This is a genomic window from Lentzea sp. NPDC059081, from assembly GCF_042738015.1.
GTDB lineage: Bacteria > Actinomycetota > Actinomycetes > Mycobacteriales > Pseudonocardiaceae > Lentzea.
Genome location: NZ_JBHYGW010000006.1, coordinates 162,597 through 174,416 on the forward strand (window position 1 = coordinate 162,597; position 11,820 = coordinate 174,416).

Genomic DNA, 11,820 nt, shown 5'->3' on the forward strand with positions numbered 1-11,820 from the left:
CCGATTTTCCAGGTGGGCGATACCCTGCGGACAGTGCGTTCGCAAGACCGAGCCGCGGATCGGGGTTTTTGATGGACTTCTGGGGAACCGTACGAGTGCTGCGGCGGCGGTGGTACATCGCCCTGCCCGCAGTGCTGCTCACCGGTGTCCTCGCCCTGTACGTCTACGTCACCGTTCCCACCCGGTACGAGTCGAGCGGTGTGCTGGTCCTCACCTCCCCCGCGGCCGGCGGCCGGTACTCGGAGAAGACCAAGCCCGAGGACGTGGTGAAGGTCAACCCGCTGCTGCAGTTCGACGGCAGCCTCACGACCACCGCGCAGATCCTGACGCAGATCCTGGGCGACCCGAAGACCGCGGAAGAGCTGGCGGGCAAGGGATCGACGGCCACCTACACCGCGAACACCGGCCCCGTCGGCGGACCGCTGCTCTTCATCTCGACGGAGGCCGACTCGGCCGAGTCGGCGGAGGGACTCGTCGGCAAGGTGCTCGAGAAGACGGTGAACGAGCTCGCGGCGCAGCAGAAGGCGTTGAACGCGCCGGAGCAGACGTTCATCACGGCGCAGATCCTGGTGAAGCCGACCACGGCGTCGGCGAAGATCGGTGGCAAGGTCCGGTACGTCGGCGCGGCCACGGTCGTGTTGCTGCTGCTGACCATCGCCTCGACGTTCGCCGCCGACTCGATCATGAACCGGGCGAAGAAGCGCAAGGACAAGGAGTCCGGCGAGGAGCCTGAGTCCGAGAAGGACACTCCCCCGCCGACGCCGGTGCCCTCGCACGCACCCGCGTCGCGACCGCAGCCGAACGGCAACGGCCAGCCCGCGCGTCCCCAGGGCGTGCCGAACGCCCACCAGAAGACGGTCATCATCCCCGCGCCCAAGCCCACGAACCCGGCATGGCCGACGAAAGACGACTGACCCAGCAACGCGCGGACGGCGCCACGCTCGTGATCTTCTACGTGCTGGCGCTGCTCGTCGTTCCCGCCCGGTTCACGATCGCGTTCGTCCCCATCACGCTGCCGCCGGCGCTGTTCGTGGCGCTGTGCCTGTCGGTGCTGTGGTTCGCCGCGCACCTCGTCGACCACCTCGGCCTGGCCAAGGGCCGCAACACCGTCCGCACGCTGCTCGGCGTGTTCGTGATGCTGCACCTGATGACGTACGCGCTCGCCACCCGCCGCTACCTGCCCGCGGACGAGCTGTCGGTGTCCGACTCGTCACTCATCCGGATCGTGGCGATGTCGGCGCTCGCGGTGTTCGTGATCGACGCGATCCGCAGCGGCGAACGCCTGAGCCGCATGCTCAGGGTCATGGTCGGCTGCCTGACCGTCGGCGCGTTCGTGGGCCTCATCCAGTTCGGCATCGGCCTCGACCTGGCGTCGTACATCACGCTGCCGGGCCTGCGCGTGCAGGACAACGGCTACTCGGCCCTGGAGTCGCGGTCGATCTTCTTCCGCCCGGCCGGCACCACGAACCACCCGATCGAGTTCGGCCTGGTCTGCGTGCTCGGCGTCCCGTTCGCCGCGCACTTCCTGTTCCAGGCGAAGGACCGCGGCGAGCCGAGCGGCCGCTGGCTGGCCGCGCTGTCGCTGCTGGCCCTGATGGCGATCCTGTCACTGTCCCGCACAGCGATCATCGGCCTGGTGGTGACGGGCATCGTGCTGGGCATCCTGCTGCCACGGAAGCGCGGCCTGCCGCTGCTGGGCGTGGGCGCGGTGTTCCTGGGCGGCGCCTCGGCGGTCGTGCCGGGCCTGTTCGGCACGGTGACGTCGATGTTCTCCAACATCGAGGACGACCCGTCGTTCCAGGGCCGTACGAAGGACTACGACGGGGCGTGGCTGGAGATCGCCAAGCACCCGTGGCTGGGCCGCGGCTTCGGCACGTTCCTGCCGTCGAAGTACACGATCCTCGACAACCAGTACCTGCTCACGATGATCGAGAACGGGTATCTGGGGCTGCTCGCGTACGTGCTGCTGTTCTTGGGCGGGATCTTCGCCGCGTTGCGAGCCCGGTCGTTGTCCCAGGACGAGAACGTGCGCGGGCTCGCCGTGTGCCTCGTCGGGGCGATGCTGACTTCGGCACTGGGGGCGGCGACGTTCGACTCGTTGAGCTTCAGCGTGGCCACCGGGATGACGTTCCTGCTGCTGGGGGTGTCCGGGGCGTTGTTGCGGATCGCCCGGCAGGAGGCGGACCGGACGCGGAAGCTGGTCAGCTCAGCCAGCTGAGCAGGTGCTGCCAGGCCGGGGTGGAGAAGGTGAGGACCTCGGCGGCCGGGTTCTTGGAGTCGCGGACCAGCGCGTCATGGGCGAGTGACACCTCGACGCAGTCGCTGTCGAGGGTGCCACCGCTGTAGGAGCTCTTACGCCAGATCCGTTCGCGGGTCATGTCGGTCCTCTCGAAGTGCGCTGACGTACTCGGCCAGCTTGTCCTTCGATTGTTCCGCATCCAACGCGACCGCATCCAGCCGTTTGAACAGCGCCCTGCACCGCAGGATGGCTGCGGCATCCTGGGCGAAGACCTTCGCCAGGTCAGAGTCCGTGTAAGCCACAGGTGGCGCCTTGTCGAACTCGAACAGTGTGCACTTCGTCTGGAACGCAGCACCCTTGACATGGGTCGGCACGATCCGCAGGACGTGCGTGTTGAAGAGCAGACGGAGGTACTGGTTCTCCATGATCTTGGCGTTGCCGATGTCCATCCGCAGCGCAAGTTCATGCAGGTAGAACACGCAGTCAGGGCGGAAAGGCCGCCGCCAGATGGTCTGGCGCTCCATGCGGAGCTCAACGCCCTTCTCCATGACCTCGGGCGACTCGAACCCGGTCTCTTCGAACATCGCGCGTGCGTACGCCTCTGTCTGAAGAAGGCCTGGTACAGACAAGATCTCGTACGCTGTGATGCTCGTAGCCATCGATTCGGTCATGGCGAGAGTGCGAAGGTTTTCGGGTACCTGCACGATGTACGGCTCGAAGGCGTGGCGGTAGCGGCTGCGGAACTCCTCGAGGAAGTCCAGGTCCTTGCCGCACGTCGCCACGTACTGCGCGAGGTCGATGTCCGACGCGCGCGCCTTGCCGTTCTCGATGTTCGACACCTTGGACGGGTCCCACCCGAGCTGGGCGGCCATCGCGCGGCCGCCCAGCCTCGTGCAGGTCTCCCGGAGCCTCCGGAGCTCGTCGCCCAGGTCCCTGCTGTAGGCAGTGGAGATGATCGCGGTCATCTGCGCGACGCTAGGTGTTGAAGCGGCTCCAACCGACTGCTCGTACGGGTGAAAACGTCCCTCAGACCGCTTTCAACCCGTCCGGGGTCTCCTCGTGCCGGATGCCGCATTCCGGGCACGAGAGGTCGTCTGAGAGCCGCGCACCGCAGGCACAGACCCAGCCCTTGACCACGGCCGGGTTGCCGGCGACGAACGCATGCGCCGGCACCGACCGCGTGACCACCGAACCGGCAGCGGCAAAGGCGTGCTCACCGATCACGGTCCCGCACACCACCACAGCACCAGCGCCGAGAGTGGCACCCCGGCGAACCAGGGTGGTCTCCAGGGCGTCGCCGGTCTTCTTCACGTGAGCCCGCGGCCGCAGGTCGTTGGTGAAGAGCACGTTCGGGCCGAGGAAGACGTCGTCCTCGCACGTGACGCCGTCAAAAACGAGGGTCCCGTTCTTGACCGTCACGTTGTTCCCGAGCACCGCACGCGACTCGACGAACGCGCCGTCGCAGATGTTGCAGTCCCGGCCGATCCGGGCACCGGGCAGCACGTGCGCGAAGGCCCACACCCGCGTGCCGTCGCCCACGTCGGTGGACTCGCACAACCCGTGCGGGTGCACGCGGACGCCGGTCACCTCAGCGCCGCCGTCAGCGCCTCGACCACTCGGGTCTGCTGCGACTCGGTGATCTCCGGGAACAGCGGCAGCGACAGGATCTCGGACGCCGACTGCTCGGCGACGGGGAACGAGCCGTCCAAGGAGGCGAACGCGCCCGTCTTGTGCAGCGGCGTCGGGTAGTGAATGCCGGCGCCGATACCCGCGGCGTGCAGAGCGGAGAGCACGCGGTCGCGGTCCGGCACGCGGACGACGTAGAGGTGCCAGACGGGCAGGTTGCCGTCCAGGACGACCGGGGTCCGGACGCCTTCGACGGAAGCCAGCATGTCGGTGTAGCGGGACGCGGCGGCGCGGCGGGCCTGGTTCCAGCCCTCCAGGCGGCGCAGCTTCGCGGACAGCACGACGGCCTGGAGCGTGTCGAGGCGGCTGTTGAAGCCCAGCACCGGGTGCTCGTACTTGCGCGGCGAGCCGTGCTCCCTCAACAACTTGACCGACTCGGCGATGGCGTCGGACGTCGTCAGGACCGCGCCGCCGTCGCCGTACGCGCCGAGGTTCTTGCCGGGGTAGAACGACGTGGCGGCGGCGACGCCGAGGCCGCCGATGGCGACGCCGTTGCGGCGGGCGCCCTGGGCCTGGGCGGCGTCCTCGACGACCGGTAGGCCGTGGGGCAGCAGCTCGACCGGGGCGGCCTGGCCGTAGAGGTGCACGGGCACGACGGCCTTCGTGCGCGAAGTGACCACAGAGGACACTGCGGAAGCGTCGATCAGCAGCGTGTCGTCGACGCAGTCCACGAGCACGGGCGTCGCGCCGCAGCGGGCGACGGCCTCGGCCGTGGCGATGAAGGTGTTGGCGGGCAGGACGACCTCGTCGCCGTGCCCGACCCCCAGTGCACGCAGCGCCAGCTCGATGGCGTCGGTGCCGTTGCCGACACCGATGGCGTGCGGGACTTCCTGGTAGGCAGCGAACTCCGACTCGAACCGGGCGACCTGCGGGCCGTTGATGAAGGCCGTCGTCTTGAGCACCTCTGCCCAGCCGTCGGCCACCTCGTCGGCCACCTGCTCGTGCTGGGCACGCAGGTCCACCAGCGGAATCTCGATCACGCGCTCTCCCCACGCAACGGGCGGGCCGGAACGCCGGCCCACGTCTCTCCTGCCGGAACGTCCTGCAGGACAACGGCTCCCATGCCGACCACGGCACCGGCGCCGATCTTCACTCCCTCGCGCACCATGGCTCCCTGTCCCAGGTACGCGGACTCCCCCACGAACACTCCCCCGCCGAGCGAGGCGCGGCCGGCGAACGTGACGCCGTCCGACACCTCGTCGTCGTGGGTGATCAGCACGTGCGGCATCGCCACGACGTGCCTGCCGACCGACAGCGGGGTCGTGATCACGACCCCGGCCAGCAGAACCGTTCCGGCGCCAAGGGAAGCGCCGGACGTCACGGCCGCCGGATGAACGATGGTCGCCCACCGCTCGTCCGGCAACCCGAGACGGGAAACAAGACCCGACCGGGACAACGGCCGCCGTGCGTTGGCGATGCACGCCACGACGGCCGCGTCCTGGTGGTCGCCGAGGCTGTCGAGCCCGCCCAGCACGGGCACCCCGTCGAGCAGGGTGCCGTGCAGGGCGGCGGAGTCGTCCAGAGCCCCGACGGGGTTCCAGACCTCCGGGAGGAGGCGGACCGCCGCGAGCACCTCGCGGGCGAGTCCCCCTGCTCCGATCAGCAGCAACGGCGTCGCGGTCACTGGAACACCACGTCGACCCAGTAGTTGCCACCGTTGTAGGACGACGTCGGGAACCCGGAGCCGGAGGTGAAGACACCGGCCGAGGCAGTGGCTGCCAGCGGCGGCGAGGTCACCGACCCGAAGTAGCCCGAGTTCACGGCGTAGTGACCCGTGGTGGTCGTGTACGAGGCCACGTACGTGGTCCCGGCCGTGATCGACACCGGTGTGCTGAACGTCAGCGTCTGCCAGCCCGACTCGGTCTCGTTGGAGAACGTGCCGGTCGCGAGGCGCTGGCCGTCCGCGGACCAGAGCGATCCGGTGTGGGTGCCGGTGTTGCCGGCGCCCTTGTAGAACTTCACCGCGGTGACCTGGCCGTTGGTGCTGGAGGTGAACTTCACGCCCAGCTCGTACGGACTGGTGTCGTCGGCCGAGGTGGTCGTCGGCACCGTCGCCGCGCTGAACAGCGAGCACGGGCAGGTCTGCGTCGTCGCCGTCGTGAACGACCACGTGACCGGGCTCGCCATCATGTTGCCGAACGTGTCCGCGGCCTTGACGCTCACCGAGTACACGGTGGACGCCGCGAACCTGGCCGCCGGTGTGAACGTGATCATCCGGCTGTCCGCCGAGAGCGACCTCGTGCCGGCGATCTTCGCGCCACCGGGGTCGGTGACGTCGAACTGCGCCGAGTTGAGGTCGACGGCCTCGTCGAACGACACCGTGACGGTGGAGTTCAGCGCCACGTCCGTCGCGCCGGTCAGCGGCGTGTGCGACTGCGCCACCGGTGCCACGTTGTCGGCGTTGGGCTGGTAGACGACGTCGACCCAGTAGTTGCCGGAGCCGTAGGTCATCGTCGGGAACCCGGAGCCGGGCACGAACACGCCGTTCTGCTCCTGCGGTGCCGTCAGCGGACCGGAGTTGACCGGACCCGTGCCGAAGTACCCGCCGTTCACCGCGTAGTGGCCGGTGGTGGTCGTGTACGACGCGGTGTAGGTCTGGCCGGAGCTGACGACCACGGGCTGCGCGAACGTCAGCGTCTGCCAGCCCGTCGCGGTCTCACCGGAGAACGTGCCGGTCGCGAGCCGCTGACCGGAGGCGCTCCACAGCGAGCCCGTGTGCGTGCCGGTGTTGCCGGATCCCTTGTAGAAGCGGACACCGGTGATCTGACCGGACTGCGTCGGGCTGAACCGCACGCCGAGCTCGTACGCCCCCGAGTCGTCCGCGGACGTCTCATCGGGCACGGTCGCCGTGCTGAACAACGAACACGGACAGGTCGGCGTGGTCGTGGTCGTGAAGGTCCACTCCGCGGGCGCCGGCATCGCGATGCCGTTGACGTCCGCGATGCCCACGTGCGCCTTGTACTGCGTGCCGGGCACGAGCTTGCCGGTCGGCGTCCACGTGACCGTCTTCTGGTCACCGGACAGCGACACCGAGCCGGTGAGCTTGGCGCCCTTCGGGTCCGTCAGCCAGATCTGCGCCGACGCGGGGTCGACCGGTTCGTTGAACGTCGCCGTGAGCGGGCTCTGGAGACCCACGTTCGTCGCGTTCACGGCCGGCGTGCGGCTCGTGATCGACGGCGGCGTGGTGTCACCGTTGAGGCCGTTGCGGTAGATGACGTCGACCCAGTAGTTCGTGGCGTTGTACGAGCCGGTCGGGAAGCCCGTGCCGTACTTGTACACGCCGTTGCCGCCGTCAGCGCCGTTCTGCAGCGCGTGCAGCGACTGGTAGCTCGCCTCCTGGCCGTTGAAGTAGCCGGAGGTGACCGAGTACCGGCCGTTGGGCGCGTTGTACGACACGACGTAGGTCGTGTTCGCCTGCACCTGGACCGGCGAGTTGAACATCAGCTTCTGCCAGCCGGACGTGGTCTCACCGGAGAACGTGCCGGTCGCGAGGAGCAGGCCGTTGGCCGTCCACAGCGAACCGGTGTGCGTGCCGGTGTTGCCGGTGCCCTTGTAGAAGCGGACGCCGAGCACCTCGCCCTTGCCGTCGAAGCGGACCTTCGTGCCGAGCTCCACCTGGCCGGTGTCACCCGAGTCGATCACCGCGGGTCCCGCGAAGTCGTCCCAGACCGTGCACGGGCAGGTGGCCGGTCTCGGCGACCCCGTCGTGAACGTCCAGCTCGCCTGCGCGGACAGGTTCCCCGCCGCGTCGGCCGCCCTCATCGTGACGGTGTAGGCCGTGGCGGCCGCCAGCGGTGCGGACGGCGTGAACGTGATCGTGCGGGCGTCGTTCGAGATCGTCTTCGTGCCGGTGACCGCGCCGCTCGGGCCGGTCACGGTGACCTGTGCCGAGCTGAGCGTGACGTTCTCGTCGAACGTGCCGGACACCGCGGTGTTCAGCGCGACGGAACCGGCGTTGGACACCGGGGACATCGCGGTCTGGATCGGTGCGCGGGTGTCGGGACCGGGGTCCGTCGCCCAGACCACGTCGACCCAGTAGTTGGTGTTGTCGAACGTGTTGTTCGGGAAGCCGGCGCCGAAGCGGAACACGCCGTTCGGTCCGTCCACACCGGACTTCAGGCCGGTGATGGGCTCCATGTACGCCTGCTGCTGGTAGAACCCGCCGCTGTCGTAGGCGAAGTGCCCCGTCGGGGTGTAGTACGACACGATGTAGGTCGTATTCGCGTTCACCGCGATCGGCGACGGGAACAGCAGCGTCTGCCAGCCGGTCGCGCTCTCGTTGACGAACGTGCCGGTGGCGAGCAGGTCGCCGGCCGCGGACCAGAGCGAACCGGTGTGCGTGCCGGTGTTGCCCGTGCCCTTGTAGAACTTCACGCCGCGGACGTAGCCGTTGCTCGCGGCCTTCCACTTCACGCCGAGCTCGAGCTGCGAGCTGTCGTCGGCGGAGGTGACCTTCGGGACCTCCTGGCCGGAGAACATGCCGCACGGGCAGGTGCGGGCACCGACGCCGGGCGTCGCGCTCACCGGGGTGGAGAGGTTCAGCGAGTCGTCGACCGCGCGGACCCGCAGCTGCGCGGTGCCGGACTGCGACGGCGTGTAGGTGTAGCTCCACGTCGTCTGGCCCGCTTGCCAGTTCGCGTAGTGCCAGCGCGTGCCCCCGTCGGTGGAGACCTCGACGCCCGCGACCTTGCCGGCGGCGTCGATCACGGTGCCGCTGAAGGTGTAGGGCTGGCCGACCGTCGACTGCGCCGGGAGGTTCGTGATCTGCACGCCGGGCGCGGCGTTGTCGTTGATGGCGCCGGAGATCGTCAGCTGGTCGGCTCCCCAGAGCTGGTAGGGCTGCACGCCCATGTCAGCGAGGAAGTTGACGGTCGCCTGCTTGATCCGCTTGTCCGACGTCGGGGTGTTGGTGAGGAACGCGTGCTCGTCGTCGACGCCCCACGCCCACTGGACCGTGCCCGCGCCGAACACCAGCGCGCCCGAGGGTGCGCGGTAGTACGTGATCGCGTGGGTCTCGGGACCGCCGCCGTACTCGTCGCCGAAGTTCTTCAGCGCGTAGTAGCCGTCGAGGTTGACCGTGGTGCGCGACATCTGGGCGACGCCGGCGGGCTGGAAGCCGTTGTCGTACACGGTGTTCCACTCGTAGCCCAGCGTGCCGGGCTGGAACGTGTACGTGGTGCCCGAGGCGAGGTTCTGCAGGTCGGTGTTGCGCCAGAGCCGCATCTTGCCGTACGCGGCCGGCACCTGCAGCGAGTCGTCACGCCGGCCGTTGACGGTGAACATGTTGCCGAGCAACGCGTTCTCCGGCCTGCCGCCGTCCTGGGGCGGACTGTAGCGCGGGTCGCGCCACGTGCCGGTCCAGGTGTTCTCGCCGTCGTTCTGGGTGCCCTTCGTCTCCTTGAAGCAGACGATGGTGCGCCAGTCGGTCTGGGAGGAGTCCATGCTCTTCTCCCACTTGGTCTTCCAGAAGATCTCGTTGCCGGTCAGGAACGCCATGTGCACGCCCGCGTCGCGAGCGGCCATCACGTTGTTCCACTGCTCGTTCGACCAGTACTCGTCGTGGCCGACGGCCATGAAGACCTTGTGGTTCTTGATCAGGTTGCCGCGGCGCGCCGAGTCCACATCGGTCGTGTAGCTCATGTCGTACCCGTTGCGCTCCAGGAACCTGAGCATCGGGTACTCGGCGTTGAAGATGAAGTTCTCGTCGCCGTCGCCACCGGTGTACGGGCGGTTGTAGCTGACCTTGTACGCGCTGCCGCCCTGGCCGGGGCCGTCACCGAAGTAGAGGCTGTTGCCGCCGTAGCGGTTGTAGGCGACCCAGGTGGCGTCGGAGGTCTGGAAGAACACCTTGGAGGTCGAGCTGTCGTCGCGGACGACGAACGCCATCTCGTTCTCGGCACCGGTGTCGTTGCGCGTCATGCGCACGTAGTAGATGCCGGAGACCGCGTTGGACGGGATGTTCCACGTGAGCGACACGGCCCAGTTGCCGCAGTCGATCAACGCGGTCGGCCCGTCTCTCAGACAGGGTGGCTGGTTCTGCGGGGTGTTGCGCTGCACGGTGCCCATGTAGCGGGCACCCTTGCCGTTGTACCAGCCCATTCGGTAGATATCGAGCTTGTACGACGACGCCGAGGTCAGCATCTTGAAGCTGACGGTCTGACCGACGTTGTAGCTGATGTCCGTCGTGTACCCGAGGATCGAGTCGTCCCGGTACTGCGCCTGCCAGTCGTCCGCGCCGGTCTGCGTGTTCTCGCACGCGACCTTGTTCGTGACGGGGAAGTCACACGGGGCGGCATTGGCGTTGGGGGCGTTGAACACGCCGAGCACGAACATCGTGGATGCTATTAACGCCGTGATCACTAGCACCCGCACGAGACGCGACTGCTGAGCCACCATTGGGTTTCACCTCTCGGACGGAGTTACCGTGTGTGATCCGCGCACTACGCTGGACAGCACAGGGCTGCTACTCCGAACGTCGGCGATCTGGTTGAAGCTGTTACGTGTCAACACAAAAAAGTTCTGGCAATCTCGAAATCTTTATGTTTCAACCACGCACGGTCAGTCGGGATGTGTGGAGAGTGTCCGACAACGCTGACACGACCTGGTCCTGTTCGGACTCGGTCATCTCGTGGAACAGCGGCAGGATCAGGGTTTTGGCCGTGAAGGCCTCCGTCACGGGCAGCGGCGCGCTGTCGTGGCCGTAGTAGGCGGGTTCGAGGTGTGACGCCATGATTCCGCGCCGTGCGCTGACACCGCGTTCGGCGAGTCCGGAGAGGACTTCCTGGCGGTCCGGACCACCTTCCGGCAACCAGACCCAAAAGGATTGGTAATTGGTCGTCCCGTACTCCGGGTCCTGCACCGCTTCGACGCCGGTGTCCTTCAGCAACTCGTGGTAACGCGCGGCCAACTCACGGCGACGAGCGATGATCAGGTCCAGTTTGGACAGCTGCACCAGGCCGACCGCGGCCTGGATGTCGGTCATCCGGTAGTTGAACGCGGTCTCGAGGTACTGCTCGATGACGGCGCTGCCGCCGTTGTGGCGGTCCGCGGCGCTGACGCTCATCCCGTGCTCGCGCAGGCGCTTGAGCCGGACGGCCCAGTCGGGGTCGTCGGTGGTGACCATGCCGCCCTCACCGGTGGTGAGGAGCTTGCGCGGGTGGAACGACCAGGCGGCCATCAACGCGTTCGCGCCGACTGGCTTGCCCTTGTAGGTGGAGCCCGACGCGCAGGCCGCGTCCTCGATGACGGCGATGCCGCGCGGCTCGCACAGCGCCTTGATCGAGTCGACGTCCGCGGGCACGCCGGCCTGGTGCACGACCATGACCGCGCGGGTCTTGTCCGTGAGCACCGGTTCCACAGTGGACGCGGTGAGGTTGCCGGTGCTCGCCTCGATGTCGGCGAAGACCGGCGTCGCGCCGGTGTAGCGGACCGAGTTGGCGGTGGCGATGAACGACAACGACGGCACGACGACCTCGTCGCCGGGGCCGATGCCGAGCACGTGCACGGCGAGGTGCAGGCCGGTGGTGCAGGACGACACGGCCACACCGTGGTTCGCGCCGACCGCCGCCGAGAAGGCCTCCTCGAACTCGCGGACCCGCGGACCCTGCGCCACCCAGCCGGACCGCACGGCCTCGGCGGCGGCCAGGGCTTCTTCTTCGCCGAGCAACGGCCGCATAACCGGAATCACAGGTCTACCTCTTCGCTTCGCGGACGAACGTTCGTACTTGCCTTGGTGTCACGCGCTTGGTGTCACGTGCCTGGTGCGCGTGCAGGTGCGGCCGCGACACCCGCGACCCGGGGGTGTCGACAGCGGCGCGAGCACGGCTTCTGGGTGCGGGAACCATCTTGCCTCCCCGGGTTTCCCTCCGGAGGAGAACCCGCCCCCCAAAGGAAAA

At 68.1% G+C, this 11,820-nt stretch carries 9 protein-coding genes; 2 read left to right on the top strand and 7 right to left on the bottom strand.

Going from position 1 to position 11,820, the window contains the following annotated elements; all coding sequences use genetic code 11:
- The first annotated feature begins 71 nt into the window (after positions 1–71).
- Positions 72–914: a hypothetical protein gene (locus ACFWV3_RS16155; RefSeq protein WP_382411995.1), complete on the top strand. Its 843-nt coding sequence runs from the start codon at positions 72–74 to the stop codon at positions 912–914.
- Positions 893–2,218 carry an O-antigen ligase family protein gene (locus ACFWV3_RS16160; RefSeq protein ID WP_382411996.1) on the top strand — a complete coding sequence of 442 codons (1,326 nt, stop codon included), beginning with the start codon at positions 893–895 and terminating at the stop codon, positions 2,216–2,218. The genes ACFWV3_RS16155 and ACFWV3_RS16160 overlap by 22 nt, the downstream gene beginning before the upstream one ends.
- On the opposite strand, the gene ACFWV3_RS16165 is transcribed toward ACFWV3_RS16160, so the two are convergent.
- The 7 genes from ACFWV3_RS16165 to ACFWV3_RS16195 form a co-directional block, all read right to left on the bottom strand.
- A complete protein-coding gene (locus ACFWV3_RS16165; RefSeq protein WP_382411997.1) occupies positions 2,202–2,378 on the bottom strand; it encodes a DUF397 domain-containing protein in 177 nt (58 codons plus the stop codon). The genes ACFWV3_RS16160 and ACFWV3_RS16165 overlap by 17 nt on opposite strands.
- Positions 2,353–3,204: a helix-turn-helix domain-containing protein gene (locus ACFWV3_RS16170; protein WP_382411998.1), complete on the bottom strand. Its 852-nt coding sequence runs from the start codon at positions 3,202–3,204 to the stop codon at positions 2,353–2,355. Before ACFWV3_RS16170 ends, ACFWV3_RS16165 begins: the two co-directional genes overlap by 26 nt.
- A 61-nt stretch (positions 3,205–3,265) precedes the next feature.
- Positions 3,266–3,826: an acyltransferase gene (locus tag ACFWV3_RS16175; RefSeq protein ID WP_382412000.1), complete on the bottom strand. Its 561-nt coding sequence runs from the start codon at positions 3,824–3,826 to the stop codon at positions 3,266–3,268.
- Positions 3,823–4,905, bottom strand: a complete 1,083-nt coding sequence (locus ACFWV3_RS16180; protein WP_382412001.1) for a DegT/DnrJ/EryC1/StrS family aminotransferase — start codon at positions 4,903–4,905, stop codon at positions 3,823–3,825. Before ACFWV3_RS16180 ends, ACFWV3_RS16175 begins: the two co-directional genes overlap by 4 nt.
- Positions 4,902–5,549, bottom strand: a complete 648-nt coding sequence (locus ACFWV3_RS16185) for an acetyltransferase (RefSeq protein WP_382412002.1) — start codon at positions 5,547–5,549, stop codon at positions 4,902–4,904. The genes ACFWV3_RS16180 and ACFWV3_RS16185 overlap by 4 nt, the downstream gene beginning before the upstream one ends.
- Positions 5,546–10,321, bottom strand: a complete 4,776-nt coding sequence (locus ACFWV3_RS16190; protein ID WP_382412003.1) for a DUF4082 domain-containing protein — start codon at positions 10,319–10,321, stop codon at positions 5,546–5,548. Before ACFWV3_RS16190 ends, ACFWV3_RS16185 begins: the two co-directional genes overlap by 4 nt.
- A 148-nt stretch (positions 10,322–10,469) precedes the next feature.
- Complete coding sequence (locus ACFWV3_RS16195; protein ID WP_382412004.1) at positions 10,470–11,612, bottom strand: DegT/DnrJ/EryC1/StrS family aminotransferase; 1,143 nt, start codon at positions 11,610–11,612, stop codon at positions 10,470–10,472.
- Between the last annotated feature and the right edge of the window lie 208 nt (positions 11,613–11,820).